The 21,801-nt window shown below is 58.0% G+C and carries 17 protein-coding genes; 6 read left to right on the forward strand and 11 right to left on the reverse strand.

Features of this window, described 5'->3' with window-relative positions; genetic code table 11:
• Positions 1–52: 52 nt before the first annotated feature.
• Positions 53–436, forward strand: coding sequence for a hypothetical protein (locus NITLEN_RS13170; protein ID WP_146216185.1), 384 nt, complete (start codon positions 53–55; stop codon positions 434–436).
• A gap of 118 nt (positions 437–554) precedes the next feature.
• Entirely contained in the window at positions 555–986 is a 432-nt protein-coding gene (locus NITLEN_RS13175; protein ID WP_121990074.1) for a hypothetical protein, read from the forward strand.
• Positions 987–1,102: 116 nt separating this feature from the next.
• Here NITLEN_RS13175 and NITLEN_RS13180 read toward each other — a convergent pair whose 3' ends face one another.
• The 8 genes from NITLEN_RS13180 to gltB all read right to left on the reverse strand — a co-directional run bounded on the left by NITLEN_RS13180 (position 1,103) and on the right by gltB (position 12,837).
• Entirely contained in the window at positions 1,103–1,519 is a 417-nt protein-coding gene (locus NITLEN_RS13180) for a hypothetical protein (protein ID WP_121990075.1), read from the reverse strand.
• Between the two features lie 416 nt (positions 1,520–1,935).
• A complete protein-coding gene (locus NITLEN_RS13185) occupies positions 1,936–2,151 on the reverse strand; it encodes a hypothetical protein (RefSeq protein ID WP_121990076.1) in 216 nt (71 codons plus the stop codon).
• A gap of 9 nt (positions 2,152–2,160) precedes the next feature.
• Complete coding sequence (locus NITLEN_RS13190) at positions 2,161–2,616, reverse strand: DUF5069 domain-containing protein (protein ID WP_121990077.1); 456 nt, start codon at positions 2,614–2,616, stop codon at positions 2,161–2,163.
• A gap of 29 nt (positions 2,617–2,645) precedes the next feature.
• Positions 2,646–4,073 (reverse strand): Fic family protein, encoded by a 1,428-nt coding sequence (locus NITLEN_RS13195; protein WP_181416858.1) that lies wholly within the window; start codon positions 4,071–4,073, stop codon positions 2,646–2,648.
• Between the two features lie 665 nt (positions 4,074–4,738).
• A complete protein-coding gene (locus NITLEN_RS13205) occupies positions 4,739–5,386 on the reverse strand; it encodes a hypothetical protein (RefSeq protein WP_146216186.1) in 648 nt (215 codons plus the stop codon).
• 10 nt (positions 5,387–5,396) lie between these two features.
• Positions 5,397–6,557 (reverse strand): hypothetical protein, encoded by a 1,161-nt coding sequence (locus NITLEN_RS13210; protein WP_146216187.1) that lies wholly within the window; start codon positions 6,555–6,557, stop codon positions 5,397–5,399.
• Positions 6,558–6,869: 312 nt separating this feature from the next.
• Positions 6,870–8,306 (reverse strand): glutamate synthase subunit beta, encoded by a 1,437-nt coding sequence (locus NITLEN_RS13215; RefSeq protein WP_121990082.1) that lies wholly within the window; start codon positions 8,304–8,306, stop codon positions 6,870–6,872.
• A 13-nt stretch (positions 8,307–8,319) separates the two neighbouring features.
• Positions 8,320–12,837, reverse strand: a complete 4,518-nt coding sequence (gltB, locus tag NITLEN_RS13220; protein ID WP_121990185.1) for a glutamate synthase large subunit — start codon at positions 12,835–12,837, stop codon at positions 8,320–8,322.
• A gap of 264 nt (positions 12,838–13,101) precedes the next feature.
• On the opposite strand from gltB, the gene NITLEN_RS13225 reads away from it, so the two are divergent.
• The 3 genes from NITLEN_RS13225 (at position 13,102) to NITLEN_RS13235 (ending at position 17,036) form a co-directional block, all read left to right on the forward strand.
• The gene (locus NITLEN_RS13225; RefSeq protein WP_121990186.1) at positions 13,102–14,070 is read left to right on the forward strand and encodes a polyprenyl synthetase family protein; all 969 of its coding nucleotides are present in this window, start codon (positions 13,102–13,104) and stop codon (positions 14,068–14,070) included.
• Positions 14,071–14,203: 133 nt separating this feature from the next.
• Positions 14,204–15,535, forward strand: coding sequence for a DUF1015 domain-containing protein (locus NITLEN_RS13230; RefSeq protein ID WP_121990083.1), 1,332 nt, complete (start codon positions 14,204–14,206; stop codon positions 15,533–15,535).
• Positions 15,536–15,626: 91 nt separating this feature from the next.
• On the forward strand, positions 15,627–17,036 hold the full coding sequence (locus NITLEN_RS13235) for a sigma-54-dependent transcriptional regulator (protein WP_121990084.1): 1,410 nt from the start codon (positions 15,627–15,629) through the stop codon (positions 17,034–17,036).
• 7 nt (positions 17,037–17,043) lie between these two features.
• On the opposite strand, the gene NITLEN_RS13240 is transcribed toward NITLEN_RS13235, so the two are convergent.
• From NITLEN_RS13240 to NITLEN_RS13250, 3 genes are all read right to left on the reverse strand, one after another.
• Entirely contained in the window at positions 17,044–17,781 is a 738-nt protein-coding gene (locus NITLEN_RS13240; RefSeq protein WP_245924485.1) for a nucleotidyltransferase family protein, read from the reverse strand.
• 5 nt (positions 17,782–17,786) lie between these two features.
• Entirely contained in the window at positions 17,787–18,890 is a 1,104-nt protein-coding gene (locus NITLEN_RS13245; RefSeq protein WP_121990086.1) for an aminoglycoside phosphotransferase family protein, read from the reverse strand.
• Between the two features lie 156 nt (positions 18,891–19,046).
• Positions 19,047–19,484: a VanZ family protein gene (locus tag NITLEN_RS13250; protein WP_181416859.1), complete on the reverse strand. Its 438-nt coding sequence runs from the start codon at positions 19,482–19,484 to the stop codon at positions 19,047–19,049.
• A gap of 76 nt (positions 19,485–19,560) precedes the next feature.
• Here NITLEN_RS13250 and NITLEN_RS13255 point away from each other — a divergent pair, with 76 nt between their 5' ends.
• Positions 19,561–21,765: a glycoside hydrolase family 57 protein gene (locus tag NITLEN_RS13255; protein ID WP_121990088.1), complete on the forward strand. Its 2,205-nt coding sequence runs from the start codon at positions 19,561–19,563 to the stop codon at positions 21,763–21,765.
• Positions 21,766–21,801: the final 36 nt, after the last annotated feature.

Below are 21,801 nucleotides of genomic sequence, written 5' to 3' on the forward strand. Positions count from 1 at the left end.
GAACGCTCGACCGGAAAGTACCGTGCGTCCTAGCGAGGACTGCGCGAAGGGAATGAAACAGATACTCACATCGTGCGCACTCGCCATGACAGGCCTGGCGCTGTCTGCCGTGATCGGCTTGGCCGAGAGTCGCACGGTTCAGAATCATGACGGCACCAGCGGGCGCCTCTCCCATCTCGGCGACGACATCGGCCTCTCTTCCGATCCGCATGGCAATCGGAACATCGTCACCAAGCCAGGGACTGAGAGCCCCGTGAGATTACAACCACACAGCGAGACTGAGATCCAGAACCGCTCCGCGTTCGGCACGCCCCTGCCACCGAACAACCTGACACCGGCTCCGATGCTCCCATTCAATCCGAATCGCGCCGTATTTTCTGCCGCTCCGCCAAACCGCCAGACCCCTTCCAGCGGAAGCGGTCGATTCGGCCGATAACACCATCACCGGACTCTACAGTGTAGAAAGCGACCTACCGATAATGTAGCCAGACCCCGACATGCATTGCCGGGAATGGACGGCCTGCAAAATTTAAAAACCCTGGTAGAATTCTCCCATGGCTACTACATCGCAACAGACCTCGATACAGAAAACCAACCCGCTTCGCCAAACCCTGACCGATGTGCGGCAGGGGCTGCTGGGGCTTCACAAGGCCTTGATCGTGGCGGAGCAGCTCACGTTCGAACGGATCTATGGCCGCGTCGATTCGACCGGCCAGTTGCTGCAACTGGTGATGAATGATCCCTGGTTCACCTGGCTGCATCCGCTGTCCAATGTGGTGGTTCGCATCGATGAGATGCTGGATGAAGAGTGTACCCTGACCCTGGAGGATGTTGCGCAAATCCTCACGGAAGTCCGAGGCATGATTCGCCCCTCTGAGCTGGGCGATGGATTTGAGCGCAGCTACTACGAAGCTTTACAGCGCGCCCCTGACGTCGTCATGGCGCACTGCGAGATGAAAAAGCTTCTGACGCTTCCCGCGGCGTAACTCTTCCGCATTCGCATCAGTCTGCTTTTCTTAACATCGGCACAAACAACAAGCGGCCGGCTCTTTCGAGCCGGCCGCCGTTTCACCCTGCACTCCTGCCGATGCAGGAACGTCGCTTAATTCTTTTCCGCCTTGTCGCCCTCTTCGTGCTTGTCCTTATCCGCGTGCTTTTCGCGATCGCCGTGCTTTCCTCGTCCCCGAGCATTGTCACGGCCATGCTTGCCGTTCTCACCAGCCGCTTCATCGGCCCGATCCAATCCATGCTTCTTGCCGTGACCGTGGCCCTTGCCCTTGCCTTTCCCCTTCCCTTTTCGCTTGCCCTCATGATCATCGCCCATCTCATGCTTCTCGCTCTTCTTTTCCCCCTCCACCGTCGGAGCGGAAGCAGGTGCCGGGGCAGGAGCTGGAGTGGTTGCCTGCGGTGCCGGAGCGGGTGTAGTGGCTTCCGGAGCTGGCGCGGGAACTTGAGCAAGCGCCTGGGTAAAGGCAAACAATACGGCCGCAGCAGTCACCGTCGAGATGGTTCGAATCATTCTATCCTCCATGCATGAACACCAGATTTTCGCGAGAGCCTATCCCTCACGGAATGCCTACCTAACCATACAGCACCCTTGATGCCAACAAGAAACATGGTTTCCTCAAGCCTCTTTCACACCCATGTGAGCTGGTCAGAAATCGAGCTCCCCAGAAAGGCTACAACGCTTCAGCAAAATGGGTACACCTTATCCAGATCGCCTCACACCAAGCTTTAAACTTCGTTGGGAGTAGGCGCCTTGCGTTCAGGCTATTGAGAGGGAGGGCTCACAGAAGGAGAAAGTCGTGACTCCAAACGGACCGCAGCAAGTCTCTATCGAAAGGCTCTAGACAATCTGTGTACAGGGCCAAGCAAAGACGCGAATGGAAGGTTTCTGCCAACCGGGATGTTTCGCCGTCTCCTCATACCAGCCTGTCACCGCCGACGCCACACGGGCCTGATGGTCGTCATCGAGAGAAGCCAGAATACCGAATTCATGCCGGGGTAGAAGGCCAGTCCTTCAGCAAGACCGGTCTGGCCATAGCCCACTGACTCATTCACTTCCGTGAACGCCTTCACCTCACAGCGGTGCAGCAACGCATGGACCTGCTCCTTCAGCGACGAGCGGAAGACCAGCCTCACCATCTGCATAGGAATCTCCTACATACGGCCTTCGTCAAGTTCGATCGCATCAACCCACGTGGAGGCCGGCGGGAGCGAGCTGACCGGCACGCCGCGTTTCTTCGCAATCTCATCAAGACGGCCCTGAAAACGTTGGCGCGTGGCGTCTTCTTTGGGTCCTGAAGAAAGCAGCCCCTGCGACCATTGGGCAATCTCCTCGTGCGAATGCGGCTTGCCGTTCGCCACGACCCAGGCGAGCAATTGCTCATCCGTTCCACTGGCTAATACTTTTTGTTCAAACGCCTTCGGATCGATCCCCAGGAAATCGACCAGGTACTTGTCGAACCCGACCGTGATGTAGTTGTAGTCCTGAATCTGACCGGCATGGCGGAGTTTAATCTTGTCGATAAACCGCCCCAAGTGAGCAATGCCACCGAGCAAGGCTTTGGGACTGCGGGGACATTGTCCAGACACGTTGAAACTTCCTTCTCCCATTTACAAATTCCTTTCTTCGAGATCATGAATCAGTAACCGTGTCGCTTAAGCTCTGATTCAGCCTGTGCTTTCAGTTGACACAGGATCTCTCCCAGAACACGGTTAGAAAAAATTGCCACTCTCAAATCAGTGACCATCCTTTCTTTGCCTAGAACACTAGAGATTGGCACTCGCAAGAGATCATTGGTCTCCCTGCATAGAATCATAATGTCATCATCCCTACCGCAATTTCTCGGCACAAAGATTACTAGATTCCTGTTCACTTTTGTCGCAGCAGGCGGCAGCGACTCCGCCTGTAATACAATCGACTCTTTGGGGATACTTACCAAAGTGCGATACCCATCAGGAGTGGGTGGCATCTGGATGTCTCCACCAGACCTAGTAACATCAAAACGTAACTCTCCAGCCCTCGGAACTTCGGTGACTTGCTTTTGTATTTGCGTTTGCACCGCATGCAACAAGGTCTGTCCCGCTAAATCGACCTGATTGTGCTTATATCCCCCCCTGGTTAGATAGAGATCTCCTATAGCCCTTGATGTCTTAACTGGATCATCGACTTCAGCCGTCCTAAGGCTTTCCGCAACCAAAACAAATGCATCTCGGCTTCTTGAAGTTACAAAGTTTACAAATGTTTGGCACTCCCCAGAATCGGCTGCCTCTAATGCGTCAATATAGGCATTACGATGGTCAACCAAAACGAGGAGCGGAATTGATGCAGCGCGATATAGGAATATTGAAGCCAACGCTCGTGCAACTCTGCCATTCCCATCCTGAAATGGGTGGATTCGTGTGAAGGCATGGTGTACATAAGCAGCCTGTAACACAGGATGTGCAGATTCAAAGTCTTGTCTCCGCATGATCTCGCACAGACGCCCCATCTCCATAGGCGTCTGCTGGACAGGTGCATACGCATGGAGAGTGCCATCTTCTTTCTGAACATGATTGGGAAACTTCTTATACTCTCCGTGATTTAATTGTTGCTCCTGAATCCCTGCAGAAGTCAGAGCTTTAAATGTATTTTGAGCCGAGCAAATCTTCCTATGAAGCTCTCGAATATAAGCCTCTGCAATGGGAACGGACTTCGTCGCTAAATCTAGGACATAGTCATAGGCATCTAATTGAGACTCGATCAACAAGCGAACCTTTTCCTGTTCCTTTTCAAATGCAACCTGCCACATCGCAGTTTGAGCAGCGATTGTGATTGTGATACCTCTGTCAAGCTGGTAAAGCCCTTCAATCGCTCCGGTATCAATTGCTGCAGCACGCTTGGCAACCTCTCGCGCTCGATCAAGCTTTACTGAATTGGCGCTACCAAGTTCCTGCACAATAGAAAGATGGGTATTCCAAGCCTGCACGTCTAGTGCGAGCGATGACCAATCTATGAAGTCAACTATAGGCTTGTAAGATTTGTCAGCACGACCGATAAGATCAATGGCTACTGGAGCTTGTTCATCCATAAAAATACAATCGGGTGAAAACCTTTCACATAAGCTACGGTCATAACACGCCATCCGTCAAGGAACCTAGCTGACTTCTTAATCAAACGACCACCCCCCAAAGATCTTCCAACGAAGCTGAAGCGAGCAAGAGCCTGAGGCGTAACGGTCTAAGCACATGTGGGCTTATGTGAAACGAGAACGAAGGCTAGAAATAGGGACAGGCTACTTTTTGTGGGGAAGCGTGTCAACCAAAGGAGATAGACAAATGCCCACACACGGACAAGAGGCAGTAACTACGGATTTGGCGGGTGGCACGTCGAACTGAGCGCCCCGCCGCGCACAACGAAAGGGCCCCACTGGGGGATGGGTGGAGTGAGCACGGCGGGGCTGTTCGCCGTGACAGGACCCGCAGCCTCAAGAAGCTGGAGCAGGGACAGGCACAGGCGAGGCCGGAGCCAGTCCCTCTTTACTTCACTGACTGCTTTGCAGATTTTCCTGCTTGCAGATACAGATTGATCCTCGGCTATCTTGCGGTCTTCGGCGATCGCCCTGACGATGAAGGAGGCACCGCGCTTGCTGTCGTCGACAGTAAAGACCCCGGCAAACCTGGTCATGTGACAGCCAGTGACTCCTGGCACTATTTTCCCTATGAGAATTGCGCGCCGAAGCTGAGGAAGGTCTCGTCACAGAACTTCCTTCCCCGTCACATTTTCACCCTTGAGGCACCGCTTCAACATGTCCCGCGCGGCAAGACCAGAATGCCATTCCAGTTCAAAAACTTTACTGCCTTGATACTCGATTTTAAAATTCAACTTCTCTTCCATCCCAGCCAGTGCGGCATCAATGGTAGGAACGGCAAACTGTATTTCATCGGCAAAGTCCGCAATCGTGCGGTTAAAAGCCGTGATGGTTGCGGCGGGATCAGCCCCCTGCGTTAAGGTCACCTTGACCTTCTGAATCTCCTTGGGATTATCCGGCCGTGGAAAGGTCGGTTTCGGCTCAACCGCGACAAACCCCAGAAGCGCCCCTCGATACTCACCGCCCGGCCCCACGACCGTGATCATCTGATCATGTTGCCAATAGACAGCCGTGCAATACTCACCGGGCTTGGCGTCGCTCTTGCCTTGAAAGAATTGCCAAAACCCCTTCTCCATCTTCTCTCGTCTTGGATCATTCAACACGCGGTCCTTCGACTTCTCGATGGCCTCCTTCGCATTGATCTCTTTTTTGGCGGTTGAAACCAAGTCGTCCATCGGATCATAGGACGCTGCGGCGGCAACGCCCGAAACAACCAGCATTGATAGGACTACAAGCCACCCTCGTGTTCTCATGTGCACTCCTCTAATTTGGCACGTCCAACAATCCATCACAGGCAAACACGACTTGGCCGAACTGACTGGAATTCGCCCAAATCCTGACATCGACAACACGGAAGACGTTCTTGTCGTCGGGATGCAAGACGTACTGCACACTGCAATGTTCATAGACGCCCTCTTCCCATACCGCGCCTTGCCGATTCCCAACGATCACGCGATTGTCAAACTCTTGACCGTAACTGAAAAAATGCAGCTTCCCGGCCTCTGACACGATGGGAGCCCCCATTTTCGCAGCGACGTCTTGTTCCGTTTTTCCTTCCCACACCGTCAGCATATGCCTTTCGTTGCGAGAAAGTTTTCGCCCGCCCCTGATCTCCGCGGCGATTTTGTGGAAGGCGAATTCCGCATCCATGTGCTTGAGATTCGCCTCAAGCTGCGGCTTGATCCCAGCGACGAATTCATCATGTTGCTTTTGAATCTGAGCCATCTTGGCTTGATATTCTTCCATCTCTTTTTTGGTCGGGCGGCGGGACCATTTGCCGGAGGGGTCCGGGCGCTTCGCCCCACTCCATAAGACCCACCAAACAAATTCAAGTTGGTCCGGCGGGCTCTGCGCCTTCACCAACTGCAGGTCGCTTGGAAGACCGATCTTGGCAATTTCCTTTCTGAAGATGACCCCATCATCCTTGGCTTTCGCCGTTTTGATAATGGCGCTTCGCATCACATCTTCATTGCAGGCAATTTTTTGCAGCTTTAACAAGACGGGAGAAGGCGACGTGCGCCAATCACCAGCGGGCAATTTTTCATCCTTTAAATCTTCGCGCCGAAGCTTCCAGCTAAATTCGCCGATCCGCACCTTCACCGGGGCATCGAACGCCGGCTGCTTCGGGATATTCTTCCCGTCAACGGTTTCTTTAGCGACGCATTCAAATTGCAGCCGTAGCGAACTGAACTCTGGCTTATCAGGATGTTCATAGACGATGGTCGTATCAAGCTCCTTCACCCGCGTGGGACCAAAGAGTTGATCGACCGGCGTTCGGTCCATCACGACAAGGATATCGGCGAAGTACGCTTCGCGGCTTCCCTCCTCGCCTTGGACATGCACCAGTACCGATTGCGCAAACGCCTGCGTCGCACACACACAACTGCCGAGCATGAACCCGATCATGGCTATTCGATATCTCATCTTCTTGTGTCCTTTGTGATGCAGTACGGTTCTCGCACGCTGCTTCCGCACAATGGAATCCTTCTTAGGAACTTTACCATTGCCCAGAAAACCAGACCAGCAGATTTCCAAATGGAAGGAGAGCTCAGCGAGATACGGCAGACCTCACCTTACAAGGCACAAGCATACCAAATTCAGGAGGTCTTACCCTAGACCATGAGACGTGTGTGAAGCCCGCCTGGCCGCATTCCGCGGCACAGCCACCTGGCGCAAGACGCGTGACCAGCACGGGGGATACCTAGGCAATGTATCCGGTTGATGGAAGGAATCGATCTAGGCGACTGACTTCTTTGCCGACTTCCCTGCTTGTAGATACTGATTGATCCCCGCGGCCATCTTGCGGCCTTCGGCGATCGCCCAGACGATGAGGGAGGCGCCGCGCTTGGTGTCGCCCCCGGCAAAGACGCCGTCGAGGTTGGTCATGAAACTCTCATCCACCGACACGGCCCCGCGCTGATCGTACTTCACACCAAGGCTGTCGAGCAGGCCGTTCTTCACCGGACCGGTGAAGCCCATGGCGAGTAGCACCAGATCCGCATGCATCTCAAAATCGCTGTTGGACACCGGGATAAACTTGCCGCCTTCGAATTTCACGCGGCTTCCGTGCAGCTTCGTGACATGGCCGTTATGGCCCGTAAACTTCGTCGTCGAGATGCTCCACTGCCGGTCGCAGCCTTCTTCGTGCGCATGCGAGGTCCGCAACTGCATCGGCCAAAGGGGCCAAGGGGTCGAACTTGAGCGGGACGGAGGCGGCTCCGGCAACAACTCGAACTGACGCACCTCCGCGCAACCCTGACGATGCGCCGTACCGACGCAATCGGATCCGGTATCGCCGCCGCCGATGACGATCACCCGCTTGCCCTTGGCCGTGATCGCTTCATCCGGAACCGCGATGCCCGCCGTCCGCCTGTTCTGCTGGACGAGATACTCCATGGCAAGGTGCACACCCTTCAGCTCGCGGCCGGGAATCGGCAGCTCGCGGGCCTGCTCGGCACCCATGGTCAACCCCACGGCATCGAACTGCTGGCGCAGCTGCTCGCCGGTGATATCTTTTCCGATGGTCACGCTGGTCTTGAATTCGACCCCTTCGGCCTTCAACTGCTCCAGCCGCCGATCGATGACCCACTTCTCCATTTTGAAATCGGGAATACCGTAACGCAGCAGTCCGCCGATGCGGTCGGATTTCTCAAACACCGTGACGCTATGGCCGGCGCGCGCGAGTTGCTGCGCTGCAGCTAACCCGGATGGACCTGACCCGACAATAGCCACAGTCTTACCCGTCTTCACGACCGGTAATATCGGCTCGACATAGCCTTCGTTGAATCCTCGGTCGATGATGTTCCACTCCAACACACGGATGGAGACCGGATCCTCGTTGATACCGAGGACACAGGCGCCTTCGCAGGGAGCCGGACAGAGTCGGCCGGTAAATTCGGGGAAATTGTTCGTGGTGTGCAGCGCCTTGAGCGCATCTTTCCAACGGCCACGATAGACGAGATCGTTCCACTCGGGAATGAGATTCACAACCGGACAGCCGGTGCTCCCTTGGCAGAACGGCACACCGCAATCCATACAGCGGGCACCCTGCACCTTGAGCTTATCCTCGGCGATGGGCTCGTACATTTCCTTCCAATCGAGCACGCGCAACTCGATCGGTTTCCGCTTGGGGCCCTCGCGGGCATATTTCATGAAACCCTTTGGATCGCCCATTCCCGTAGTCCTTTTATTTGCTCGCCGCCGCTTTTTTCTTCCGCTCTTCCAACACGCGCTTGTAATCCACCGGCATGACCTTCGCGAATTTCGGCAGCATGGCATCCCATGAATCCAGGATGCGCTTCGCGTTCCGGCTGCCGGTACACATAAAGTGCGCCGTAATCATCTCGTGCAACAATTTCTTGTCTTCGGCCGTGGTGACTTTCTCCAACTCGACCATGCCGGTATTGCAGCGCGCCGGGAACTTGCCGAGTTCATCCAAGACAAACGCCACGCCGCCCGACATGCCGGCCGCGAAATTCCGTCCGGTGCGCCCGAGCACGACGACGACGCCTCCGGTCATGTATTCGCACCCGTGATCGCCGGTGCCTTCCACGACGGCCCGCACACCGCTGTTCCGCACGGCAAACCGTTCGCCCGCCATGCCGTAGAAATACGCTTCGCCCTGCGTCGCGCCGTAGAGCGAGGTGTTCCCGACGAGAATCGTTTCCTCGGGCGTATAGATCGCGTTCTTCGGCGGGAACACGATAATCTTCCCGCCCGATAACCCCTTGCCGATATAGTCGTTCGACTCGCCTTCGAGCGTCAGCGTGATGCCCCGCGAGAGGAAGGCACCGAAGGATTGCCCGGCGGAGCCGTTGAACTTGATCGAGATGGTATCGGGCGGCAGTCCCTCCAGCCCATACTTTTTCGCAATACGGCTCGACAGCATCGTGCCGACGGTCCGGTTCACGTTGCGGATCGGCAGCTCGAGCGTGACCTTCTCGCCCTTATCCAGCGCCGGTTTGCAGAGCTCGATCAACTTATTGTCCAGCACATCGGCCAATCCGTGATCCTGCTTCTGCACGCAATGGCGCGGCACATCCGCAGCCACATCCGGCGCCTTCAGCAACGGCGTCAGATCAAGCCCCTTGGCCTTCCAATGGTCGATGGCCTTTTGCACTTTGAGCTTGTCGACGCGGCCGACCATCTCATTGATCGTCCGGAATCCCAACTTCGCCATGATCTGCCGGAGTTCTTCAGCAATGAAGAAGAAGAAATTGACGATATGTTCCGGCTGCCCGTTGAACTTCTTGCGAAGTTCAGGGTCCTGCGTCGCGATGCCGACCGGGCAAGTGTTGAGATGGCACTTCCGCATCATGATGCAGCCTTCGATGATCAACGGCGCCGTGGCGAAGCCATACTCCTCCGCTCCCAGCAACGTGGCAATGGCCACATCCCGGCCGGTTTTCATCTGCCCGTCGGTCTCCACGCGAATCCGTCCGCGCAGGTCGTTCAGCACCAGAGTCTGATGCGTCTCCGCCAGTCCAAGCTCCCAGGGACCGCCGGCATACTTGATCGAAGACAACGGCGACGCGCCGGTTCCGCCGGAATCGCCGCTGATGAGCACCTTGTCTGCATGCGCCTTAGCCACGCCCGCTGCAATGGTGCCGACACCGACTTCCGAAACCAGCTTCACCGACACAGCCGCTTCAGGATTGGCATTCTTGAGGTCGAAAATCAGCTGCGCCAAATCTTCGATGGAATAAATGTCGTGGTGCGGTGGCGGTGAAATCAACTGCACGCCCGGCGTGGCATAGCGGAACTTGGCGATGTTCTCATCGACCTTGTGGCCCGGCAACTGCCCGCCTTCGCCCGGCTTCGCGCCCTGCGCCATCTTGATCTGCAGTTCTTTCGCGTTCACCAGATAGTGGCTGGTCACGCCAAACCGCGCCGATGCGACTTGCTTGATGTAGCTGTTCTTCGAATCGCCGTTGGCCATCGGCTTGAATCGCTCAGGATCTTCACCGCCTTCGCCGGTGTTGCTCTTGGCGCCGAGCCGGTTCATGGCGATTGCCAGCGTCTCGTGGGCTTCTTTGCTGATCGAGCCAAACGACATGGCGCCGGTCGTAAAGCGCTTCACGATCTCCTTGGCCGGTTCCACTTCATCGATCGGGATCGGCTCCGGCAGAAACTTGAAATCGAGTAATCCGCGCAGATTGGAGCGCCGCTTGCTCTCATCGTTTACCAGTTGCGAAAACTCGGCGAACGTCTTGGGATCGTTGCTTCGCGTCGCATGCTGCAGCTTGTAGATCGTGTCCGGATTCCAGTTGTGATGCTCACCCTGGATTCGATAATGAATCTCGCCGCCGAAATCCAACTGTCTGATCGGCGCCGGATCATAGGCCAGCCGATGCCGCCGCAGCGTTTCTTCGCCGAGGTCGCGCATACCGATGCCTTCGACCCTGGACGGCGTCCCGGTGAAGTAGCGGCCGATCAAATCATGGTTCAGACCGATCGCTTCGAAAATCTGCGCGCCGCAGTAGGACTGCACCGTGGAAATCCCCATCTTCGAGAAGACTTTCAGCAGCCCCTTATTGATGGCCTTGACGAACTTCCCTTCAGCGGTCTGCGCATCGAGTCCTTCCGGCAAATACCCGTCACGCTCCATGTCCACGAGCGATTCGAACACGAGATAGGGATTCACCGACCCGGCGCCGTACCCGATGAGGCAGGCAAAGTGATGGACGTCGCGCGGCTCGCCGCTTTCGACAATCAACCCGACTTCGGTTCTGGTGCATTCCCGGACAAGATGATGGTGAACGGCGGCCACGCCGAGCAGGCTCGGAATCGGCGCCCACTCTTCATTCACACCGCGGTCGCTGAGGATCAGGAACTTGTACCCGTCCTTAATGGCGTGAGACGCCTGTCGGCAGAGATCGTCCACCGCCGCGCCCAATCCTTCCGGCCCTTCGGCAACGCGAAAGAGCATCTTCAAGGTCTTGCTCTTGAATTGGGGGTCGGCAATCTCCCGAATTTTCTGCAGATCGGCGTTCGTCAGAATCGGTTGCTTCACCCGAATGCGCCGGCAGGACTCCGGATTCTCATCCATTAAATTCGGCTTGGGGCCGATGCTCGTCGTGAGCGACATGACCAGTTCCTCGCGGATCGGATCGATCGGCGGGTTCGTGACCTGCGCAAAGAGCTGCTTGAAATACTTGAACAGGAGTTGCGGGCGATCCGACAGCACAGCCAACGGCGTGTCGGTGCCCATCGAGGAAATGGCTTCTTCCCCGTTCACCACCATTGGCGTGAGGACCATTTTGAGCTCCTCGACTGTATAGCCGAAAGCCTGCTGCCGCTGACGCGTGGTGGGATGGTCGGGCTGCGGCACGTTCAACGGTTCGGGCAACTCATCCAGTGAAATCCGGTATTGCGTGACCCATGAGCGATAGGGCTTGCGGCTGACGATCTCGGCCTTCACTTCCTCGTCATCGATGAAACGCCCCTGGACCGTATCGATCAGGAACATACGGCCCGGCATGAGCCGGCCCTTCTGCCGGATCTTGTGCGTCTCCATCGGCAGCACCCCGGCTTCCGACGCGAGCACCACGACCCCATCGGTGGTCACGAGATAGCGGCAGGGACGCAGGCCGTTCCGGTCCAGCGTGGCACCGATCAGCTTCCCGTCCGTAAAGCAGACCGCTGCGGGACCGTCCCAGGGCTCCTGCATGGCAGCATGATATTCGTAGAACCCGCGACGATCGAGATCCATCTGCGGATTGGCCACCCAGGGCTCGGGAATGAGCATCATCATCACGTGCGGCAGCGACCGTCCGCCCATGGTCAGAAACTCAATGGCATTGTCTAAACAGGCCGAGTCGCTCTGTTGCTCGGACACGATCGGATAGAGCTTTTCGAGGTCCTTGCCGAACAGATCGGAATTGAGCCGGCCCTGGCGGGCGCGCATCCAATTCACATTGCCCTTGAGCGTATTGATCTCGCCGTTGTGGCACATGTAGCGATAGGGATGGGCCAGCGGCCAGGTCGGGAAGGTATTCGTGCTGAACCGCGAGTGGACCAGCGCCAGCGCGCTCGTCAGGCTCGCATCCTTGAGGTCTTGATAGTAGGCCGACATCTGATGCGGAAGCAGCAGTCCCTTGTAGACAATCGTGTTCGCGGACAAACTGGAGATATAGAAATATTCGCGCCCCTGGATCGCCGACTGGCCCACTGCGTTTTCAACCCGCTTGCGGACCACATAGAGCTTCCGCTCAAACTGGGCTTCATTAAGCACATCGCGGGCGATGAAAATCTGCCGCATGAACGGCTCGGTACTGCGCGCCACCGGCCCGATCGCATCGCTCTTTACCGGCACATCGCGCCAACCCAGCAGCCGCACGCCTTCTTCGGCAATCACCTTCGCGAAGAGCTGCTCGCACTGCTGCCTGCGATCGGCCTGGGGCGGCAGGAACACCATGCCCACGCCATACTCGCCCGCATTCGGCAAGACCACGCCGACATCACCAGCCGCGCGTTTCAAAAATTCATGCGGAACCTGAAGCAAAATACCCGCGCCGTCACCGGTGCACGGGTCGCAACCCTGCGCGCCGCGGTGGGTCAAATTCTCAAGAATCTGCAGGCCCTGCTGGACAATCGTGTGGGATTTCTGGCCTTGAATATTGACCACAAAACCCACTCCGCACGAGTCTTTCTCGTGTTCAGGGTCATAGAGGCCTTGCTTCGGTGGAAGCCCGGGTATCGGCATCATGGCAATCTCGTGTCGCTAGGAAGAAGGTGATGACTTCGCGGTCAGCGGCCACTCATACATGCAGAGGCAAGCACGCGATATCGTGTCGTTTTATTGGCAGTCTCTCTCTTGTTCTTTTCTGCACTGCACATTACTGGATGGGCTCCCGCCCTGTCAAGATTGCGCGGGCCGATCCCGGCCCTGTTTGCTTGACTTTGTTTACTCTACTGCCCTACCATCCGCGGCATGTCGAACGGACCCAGCACCTCGACCATCCATAGCATGGCAGACGTCTGGGAGGCGTATCGCGCCGAACTCGACGGTGTCGAGCATCAGGTTCGCCAAAATCTCGATTCCAGCGTCGCTCTCGTCAATACCGTCGCCGCTCATATTCTCAGCAGCGGGGGCAAGCGCGTCCGTCCGCTTCTTCTTTTGCTATCAGCCCGTCTCTGCGGCTATACCGGCCGCGAGCACTATCAGCTCGGCAGCCTGATCGAATTTATCCATACGGCTACCCTCCTGCATGACGATGTCGTCGACGAAGCCGATATCCGCCGGGGCCGCCGCACCGCCAGAAAAGTCTGGGGCAATCAAATCAGTATCCTCGTCGGCGACTATCTCTACTCCAAAGCCATGGCGCAGATCGTGGAGTTTCGCAGCCACGGCATGAATGAGGTCCTCGCCGAAGCCTGCACGAAGATGGCGGAAGGAGAAGTCCTTCAGCTGTATTACAACGGCAACCCCTCAATGCCGGAATCCGACTACATCAAGATCGTCGAACATAAGACCGCGGGCCTGATCGCCGCCGCCTGCCGCATGGGCGCCATCCTCGCCGACGCGTCCGAGGAGCGACAGTCCGCGCTGTTCCGATTCGGCCAGTATCTGGGCATCGCCTTCCAGGTGGCCGACGATACACTCGATTACAATGCCGACGGCGAACGCTTGGGGAAAACGCTGGGACAAGATTTGCGGCAGGGAAAAGCAACACTGCCCCTGCTCCATCTGCTCGACCATTGCAGCGAGCAGGACCGCAACATGATCAAGGACCGGATGGAGACCCGCACCCTGAGCCCTGAAGATCTTGAACGGATTCTGGGTTTGATGCAGAGCACCGGATCGCTGGCCTATGCGATGGAACGGGCCAAAACCTACATTGCCGCCGCGCAGCACGAACTGGAAGCCTTTGAAGACTCGTCGGCGCGCCGGGCCCTGATCGTCGCCGCCGACTACATGATTACCCGCGACCGGTAACCTTTCCTCCCGCTCACTCTTTTCCCCACCATGGTGTCGGCGAGAAGACGGGCACAGGGCCGGGCGTCAGGTGAGTGCCTTTCCGGTATCACACATTCACGCCGACCACTTTTCACAGGAGCACGAAACCATCATGGCCCAGATTTTCCCCTTTCGCGGTGCGCGCTACGATGCCACCCTTGCCGGTGCGGCACGCGATGTCGCTGCGCCTCCCTACGACATCATCGACGCGGCCGGTCAGAAAGCTCTCTACGACCGAAACCCGCACAACGTCATTCGCCTGGAACTGGGTATGGACCAGCCCGGTGACGGCCCGACCAACAACCGCTACACCAGAGCCGGCGCCACGCTCGCGCAATGGATGCAATCGGGCGCGCTGAAACGGGACCCGCAGCCGACGATTTACTACCACACCATCGAATATGTTCCGCCGGGAGCCGATCCGAAGGGCCCGAGAAAAACGCTGCGGGGATTCATTGCCACGTTCAAGCTGGAAGAGTTCGGCACCGGAGCCATCTATCCGCACGAAAACACCCGCGCCGCCGCCAAGACCGATCGCTTGAATCTCATGGAAGCTTGCCGCGCGAATTTCAGTCCGATCTGGTCGCTCTATTCCGATCCCCAGGACACCATCCTGTCGGCCTTGGCACAGGCGGCAAAATCGATTGCGCCATCCGTAGAATTCCGCGACGATGTCGGCTTCGAGCAACGCCTCTGGGCCATCTCCGATCCGGCCGTCACTCAGAAAGTGGTGGCGGCGATGGCCAGCAAGCCCATCTTCATCGCCGACGGCCATCACCGGTACGAAACGGCATTGAATTATCAAAAGCTGCGCCGCCAGCAGGCCGGCCAAACAGGGACCGTTCAGGGTTTGCAGCCCTACGACAGCGTCCTCATGCTCCTCACGCCGATCGAAGATCCGGGACTCACCGTGTTGCCCACACACCGTGTGACGACGACGCCGTTGCCGTCGTTCGATCAAGTGAAGGCGCTGTTTGCCGACACCTTCGACCTGCAGGAATATCCGTTTACGAGCCAGACACAAGCCGCGGTTCGTGCACAATTCATCGACGCGATGCGGACACAAGGCCGAACCACCCCGATGTTTGGATTGGCGCTCAAGGGCCGCGCGGCCTATCTGACCCTGGCCCTCAAGGCCGCGCATCGTCCGCCGGACAGCGCTTCGCCCCGCACCAAGCTGGATGTCTCACTCCTGCAACAGTTGGTCGTCGCGAAGCTCTGTCCAACACAGCAGGAACAGGAAGCCATTCTCTATACCAAAGACGACCACGAAGCTTTGGATTGGGCCGCAAACGGCACCGGCACAGGCGCGTTGCTCTTGAACGCCACTAAGGTGAGTGAGGTCAAGGATGTGGCCACGGCAGGCGAACGGATGCCGCACAAGTCCACCTACTTCTTCCCGAAACCGTTGACCGGGCTGGTCATGAACGTCATGGAGGGATGAGGGATGGGCTGGGAAAGTGCTCCTCGTGCTCGGTGCATGCGCGCAATGAGGAACCCCTTCCCCGCCTCATCTGATAGCGGTAGTTGAGGACATGAAAGCCAAACTGCTCATTGTCGACGACGACGCGGATATCGTCACCGTGCTGGAGGATCGGCTGCAAGCCTCGGGCTATACGACGGTCATCGCCCGGGACGGACAACAGGCGCTGGATCAGATCGAACAGGAATCCCCCAACCTGATTCTCCTCGATCTCGACCTCCCGAAACTGACCGGCATTCAAGTCCTCAAGCGGCTCGCTCAGATCAAGCCCGTCGAAGATCTGCCCGTCATCGTCATGACTGCGCACGGATCGGTGAACGCCGCCGTCGAGGCGATGAAGGAAGGCGCCTACGACTTTCTCACCAAGCCACTGGACAAAGATCACCTCCTCATCGTCATCCGCAAAGCCCTTGAGCGTGACTCACTCAAGCGGCAAGTCGCCTACCTGCGCTCGGAAGTCGACGGCCGTTACGCCAACATCATCGGCACCAGCCCGACCGTCCGCACCGTCGTCGAAGCCGCACAGCGGGCCGCACGCTCCGACGCCAGCGTCCTGTTACTTGGGGAAAGTGGCACCGGCAAAGAACTCTTCGCCCGCTCCATCCATCAATGGAGCCATCGGCACGCCATGCCGCTGGTAGTGATCAACTGTGTCGCGTTGACGGAAACCCTGCTGGAGAATGAACTCTTCGGCCACGAACGGGGGGCCTTTACCGGCGCCGACCGGCAGCAAAAGGGCAAGCTGGAAATGGCAGACGGAGGGACCGTCTTTCTCGATGAGATCGGCGACATGTCGCTGCCGTTGCAGGCGAAACTTTTGCGCGTCTTGCAAGACAGGGAGTTTCAGCGTGTGGGCGGCACCCGAACGGTCTCCGTGAATATCCGGATCATTGCCGCGACGAATAAAGATCTCCGGCAAGCGGTGAAGGCCGGGCAGTTCCGCGAAGATCTCTACTTCCGCCTCAACGTCATTACCCTCACCCTGCCGCCGTTGCGGGAGCGCCGCGAAGATATTCCCGCCCTCGCGCAATTTTTCCTCGAACGGCATGCGCGGGAAGCCAAGCGCCCAACGGCGACGCTCAGTACGGCCTCGCTGGAGGCCCTCACGCACTATCCCTGGCCGGGGAACATTCGCGAATTGGACAATGTCATTGCCCGGGCCGTCGTACTCAGTCCGACCGATGCGATTGAACCGGACATGATCGCGTTGCTTCCGGAGGACGCCCACCTCTGCCGGGAAGAAGGACCAGGACTCCCGTACCTCGATCTGCCGTATCACGAGTCGATGGACGCGCACAGCCGCCACATCATCACACGAGCGATTGAAAAATCCTGTGGGAACCAGACGCGCGCAGCCGAACGCCTGCACTTGCAGCGCACCTATCTGGCTCGCCTGATTAAGCAGCAACGTGACCGGCCGGAAGGACGATTCGACCACGGGACAGAATCGCATGAGAGCTAGCGGGGGGTCAGGCCGAAGGAAGCTTTCGGTCCTCCAAACGCAGCAGGCCGGCCTTCACATCCCGCTCGGCCTGTCCGTAGCGTTCCGGCGTCCCCACATCGGACCAATACCCCTTCAGGTCATAGCCCAACAATGATTCGCCTCGACCGATCGCGGCCACATAGGGATCGATAATCGACGACGCCACTTCTCGTGGAATATCCCGCAAGAGCCGGGAATGCAGAATGTGGATGCCGGCAAACATGCGCGGCTGTGTCGGCAGGGCCGTCTCCGCCCGACCTTTCCCATTGATCCGGACGATGCGATCGTCTGCCCCGACTTCGACGAGTCCCCACTTCACCGCATCGGGATCTTCTCTCAGCACGAGCGTCGCCTGGGCCTTGCGGTCATGATGGAACGCGCACAGCGCCGCGAGGTCCAAATCAAACAGCGTATCGCCGTTCAGAATCAAGACCGCCTCATTCGAGAAGTACCGCTCCGCCTGCTTGATCCCCCCGCCCGTCCCTAAAATGATGGGCTCGTGCGAATAGAGCAGTCGCAACCCGAACTGCGCGCCGCTCCCCAGCGCCTGCTCGATCATCGGGCCGAGATGATGCAGATTAATAACGACATCGCGGAATCCGTGCTGCTTCAGCAGCATCAAATTCCACACAATGAGCGGGGTGCCGGCAACCGGCAGCAGCGGTTTGGGAATCGTGTTAGTCAGCGGCCGGAGGCGGGTTCCGAAACCCGCCGCGAGGATCATCGCTTTCACTGCAATTCCGGCACATACGGCGTGAGATGCTTGCGCAACACGGCGAGTTCGGGATAGTGCTGCAAATTCCGTTTCACATACCCCAGTACGCGCGGGATATCGGCCAGGAATTTGGGATTCCCCTTCACCCGGTCGATGTACACAAACCGCCCGGCGGCTTTCATGTTCCGTTGAATACTCGTGAGATCGAACAACCGCCGAAAAGCCTCGCGGTTGGTCCAGACATGCCGATGCTCGGCCAGCAGATCGAGGTAGTAATTGACCAGCCGGTCCACCAGCGGTTCATCGAGAGCGATGTAGGCATCACGCAACAGGGACGCTAAATCGTACGTCGCCGGACCCATCAGCGCGTCCTGAAAGTCGATCACGCCCAGGCGTAGTCCGTCGACCATGAGATTGCGCGAATGATAATCGCGATGGGTGAACACACGCGGCTGTCCCGCCAGATGTTCGGAGATTTTTTCAAATTCCCCGCGGATCGCTGTCCAATCGTCCGAGCACATCGGCTTGCCCTGGCGCGCGACAATCCCGTACTCCAGGAAATGATCAAACTCCCACATAAGCAACGGCACGTCGAAGCTCCGGTGGAACGCCAGACAGCCGGGATCGGCCGGCGACGATGCTTTCACCTGCATCTGAACCAAAATATTAATCGCTTGTCGGTAGCGGGCCTCCAGGCCCGGCGCATCGGCATCGCGCACCGCTTCCGCCAGCGTCAGATCGCCGAAATCTTCGAGGTACAACAACCCGGCAGCATGATCATAGTAATGCAACGTCGGAACCGACACGCCGGCTTTTCCGAGATGCGCCAGAACATTCAGGAACGGCAACTCGGTGATCTGATGCATCGCTCCGCTGACCGCTTCTTCCGATTGCTTAAACCCTTCCGGCTCCGCCAATTGCATGAGGATCACGGAATGGGGCGGCCCGCCGGCCAGGACCGCGCGGAAATAGCGTCGATTCGACGCATCCCCCGGCAAGGGCTGGAGTTCACGCAAGACCAGACCGGGGCTGAGCCGCGATTCAATGGTGCGAGCGACAAGGGCTTGATCTGGCGGTGAGAGAGGCCCCTTGGGTGGGGCCGGGTTCGCAGTAGTCATACGCGCCGGATTATACAGAGCGATCTCACGGTTTGTCACGAACGCTGCGGGAATTGATCAGCAAGAGCAGACCAGGCACGCCCCATTGGCAGCAGTCAGATACGCCGGGCTATATCGAGTGGCCCCAAAGGTTGTCGTGGACACAGCCTCAATCTGTCAGCGCGAACGGACCCCGGGAAGAAAGGGCGCGATCCAGGTCATGCCCGACAACCGGTGAGCGGCCACCGCCCCCAACATCGAGCCCGTCACGTCCGCCAGCCAATCCTGCCAGCTCGACTCACGAAACGGCACGAACAATTGATGGATCTCGTCGGTCACTCCATACAGGGACGCCGTCAGAATCGAGAAGACCACCGCCCGGGACGCCGCCGTCCCCGGCACTCCCCAGCGAAACGCCCGATAGCACAACCCGCTGAGCCCTGCATATTCCAGCGCGTGCAGCACTTTGTCGTTCACCGCCCCGAACAGCGACGGCAGATCGTCATCGGGATGCGATTGCGCCGACAGATAAAAGATCAGTCCGGCATAGCCGACGACAGGTCCCCAGTACGCTGCGAAGCGGCGCCATCCCGATTCTCCGGTCTGCTCAGTCACGATACAAACTCCTCTCTTCGTTGCGCGTCTCGCACCCCTATGACATACTTCAAAAAACGAAAGAAATCACGCGCCAATGAAGAACGTCCACGTCTGTTTTGTCTGGCACATGCACCAGCCCTACTACACCGACCCGATTGCGGGAACGGCGAGTATGCCCTGGGTGCGCCTCCATGCCACTAAAGCGTATTTCGATATGGCCCATCTGCTGGAGAAGTTCCCGGCAGTGAAGGCGACCTTCAACTTCACGCCGTCGTTGTTACTCCAGCTTCAGGAGATCGGCAACGGCACCGTGCGCGATTTGTTTCTTGAACGGGCCCAACGTCCCGCCGCTGAATTGACACCGGAAGAACAGGCCTTCCTGATTCGTCATTTCTTCTCAGCCAACTGGGCCACGATGGTGCGTCCGTTCTCACGCTATCACGAGCTGTTGGTGAAACGCGGCCCCGACGTCTCGGGACCGGACCTCGCCAAAGTCGCCCGCCAGTTTTCGACCCAGGATTTTCTGGACCTGCAGGTCTGGCACAACCTGGCCTGGTTCGGATATGGCCCGCTCCAGCGCTATCCGCGTCTGGTTGCGCTCCGCAACAAGAACCGCAACTTCACCGAGGACGACAAACACGAAGTCCTCGCCCTACAGCGCGTCGCCATTCAAGAGATTGTCCCGCTCTACCGCCGACTCCTCGACCGGGGTCAGATCGAACTCACCACCACCCCGTTTTTCCATCCGATCCTGCCGCTCGTTATCGACACCGATATCAATCGCCGGGCGCGTCCCGACTTGCCCCTGCCCTCCCGGTTTCGCGCGCCGGAAGATGCGGAAGCACAGCTCCAGCAGGCCGTCGACTTTCACCGCAAGACCTTCGGTCAGCCGCCGGTCGGACTCTGGCCGTCAGAAGGCTCCGTCTGTCCTGAGCTGCTCCCGCTGGCCCATCGCGCCGGACTCCGTTGGCTGGCGACCGATGAGGGCATACTCGCCCGCTCGTTCGAATTGAGCAATCGCTCATGGCACCGGCACACCGATCTCTACCAAGCCTATCGCGCGGGAGAATCCGGCCGCACCATGACGATGGTCTTTCGCGACCGCGATATTTCCGATGCCTTTGGTTTCGTGTACCACAAAACCAACCCGGACTCAGCCGCGGACGATGTGCTCCGCCGCCTCCGAAACATTATTCACAACGCCTCGCAGGAACAGATCCTCATCCCCATCATTCTTGATGGCGAAAATCCCTGGGAGCATTATCATGACGGCGGCGAACACTTCCTCTCGCGCCTCTATCGCGCGTTCACCGCACATGAATTAGATCAGGAACAGGCCGTCCAACTGACGGCCTCCACCATGTCGGACGGCCTCGCCGCAGTCCCGCCCACACAACACCTGCCCGCTCTCCATTCAGGATCCTGGATCAATCAGGATTACAAAATCTGGATCGGGCATCAGGAAGACAACCGCGGCTGGGACCTCCTCGGCCATACTCGCACCCGTCTCATGGAGGTCGCCCCAACCCTGCCTGCAGACCGTGCGGAGGCGGCCTGGCAGGAACTCTATGCCGCCGAAGGCAGCGACTGGTTCTGGTGGTACGGCGACGATTTCGACACCGACTACAAGCAGGAATTCGATCGACTCTTCCGCACCCACTTGCGCAACGTCTGGCTCTTTATGGGGCTCACGCCCCCCGATCGATTGAACCAGCCGATCTGTGCGATGACCCAGCAAGCCGCAGCCGATCGCATTACCCAGCCGGTCACCATCCTCACCCCCACCATCGACGGCCTGGTGACAGACTTTTTCGAATGGCGCGGAGCCGGGACCATTACGACGCAACCGCCGCTGGGAGCTATGTGGAAGGCCGAAGGGTTGTTCACCGCGATCTACTTTGGCTGGAGCCACGACCATCTGCTCTTGCGGCTCGACCCGGATAGCGCTGCGCAGCCACGGCTCAATGGATTGGGGATGGAGATCACACTCCATGGGCCGCAGCACAGCTTCCGCCTCTCCTGCTCGCTGGCTCCGTCCGGACCGGAGTCCTTCACCCTCTTCCAGCAGAGCGAGTCGGACAGCTGGCGGGAGATCGGTCCCTATCGTTCGATTTGCCGGCGCACCATTTTAGAACTGGCGATCCCGATGAAGGACCTCCACCTTGAAGCGGAACAAGAGGTGCGCCTGAGTCTCGTGATTCTCGAACATGGCTTGGAAGTGGCCCGTTACCCGCATCATGCACCGGCCGTCCTGACGGTACCGGGGCCGGAGTTTGAAGCGGGACTGTGGAGAGTGTGAGTGGAATAGTCCCTGCGCGTTGGGCGAGGTGTTGAT

The sequence above is a fragment of the Nitrospira lenta genome, assembly GCF_900403705.1.
GTDB classification, from domain to species: domain Bacteria; phylum Nitrospirota; class Nitrospiria; order Nitrospirales; family Nitrospiraceae; genus Nitrospira_D; species Nitrospira_D lenta.

Bases quoted from the DNA above. Each gene is read 5' to 3' on its own strand.
- NITLEN_RS13170 (WP_146216185.1), top strand. From the start codon at position 53: ATGAAACAGATACTCACATCGTGCGCACTCGCCATGACAGGCCTGGCG.
- NITLEN_RS13175 (WP_121990074.1), top strand. From the start codon at position 555: ATGGCTACTACATCGCAACAGACCTCGATACAGAAAACCAACCCGCTT.
- NITLEN_RS13180 (WP_121990075.1), bottom strand. From the start codon at position 1,519: ATGATTCGAACCATCTCGACGGTGACTGCTGCGGCCGTATTGTTTGCC.
- NITLEN_RS13185 (WP_121990076.1), bottom strand. From the start codon at position 2,151: ATGCAGATGGTGAGGCTGGTCTTCCGCTCGTCGCTGAAGGAGCAGGTC.
- NITLEN_RS13190 (WP_121990077.1), bottom strand. From the start codon at position 2,616: ATGGGAGAAGGAAGTTTCAACGTGTCTGGACAATGTCCCCGCAGTCCC.
- NITLEN_RS13195 (WP_181416858.1), bottom strand. From the start codon at position 4,073: ATGGATGAACAAGCTCCAGTAGCCATTGATCTTATCGGTCGTGCTGAC.
- NITLEN_RS13205 (WP_146216186.1), bottom strand. From the start codon at position 5,386: ATGAGAACACGAGGGTGGCTTGTAGTCCTATCAATGCTGGTTGTTTCG.
- NITLEN_RS13210 (WP_146216187.1), bottom strand. From the start codon at position 6,557: ATGAGATATCGAATAGCCATGATCGGGTTCATGCTCGGCAGTTGTGTG.
- NITLEN_RS13215 (WP_121990082.1), bottom strand. From the start codon at position 8,306: ATGGGCGATCCAAAGGGTTTCATGAAATATGCCCGCGAGGGCCCCAAG.
- gltB (WP_121990185.1), bottom strand. From the start codon at position 12,837: ATGCCGATACCCGGGCTTCCACCGAAGCAAGGCCTCTATGACCCTGAA.
- NITLEN_RS13225 (WP_121990186.1), top strand. From the start codon at position 13,102: ATGGCAGACGTCTGGGAGGCGTATCGCGCCGAACTCGACGGTGTCGAG.
- NITLEN_RS13230 (WP_121990083.1), top strand. From the start codon at position 14,204: ATGGCCCAGATTTTCCCCTTTCGCGGTGCGCGCTACGATGCCACCCTT.
- NITLEN_RS13235 (WP_121990084.1), top strand. From the start codon at position 15,627: ATGAAAGCCAAACTGCTCATTGTCGACGACGACGCGGATATCGTCACC.
- NITLEN_RS13240 (WP_245924485.1), bottom strand. From the start codon at position 17,781: ATGATCCTCGCGGCGGGTTTCGGAACCCGCCTCCGGCCGCTGACTAAC.
- NITLEN_RS13245 (WP_121990086.1), bottom strand. From the start codon at position 18,890: ATGACTACTGCGAACCCGGCCCCACCCAAGGGGCCTCTCTCACCGCCA.
- NITLEN_RS13255 (WP_121990088.1), top strand. From the start codon at position 19,561: ATGAAGAACGTCCACGTCTGTTTTGTCTGGCACATGCACCAGCCCTAC.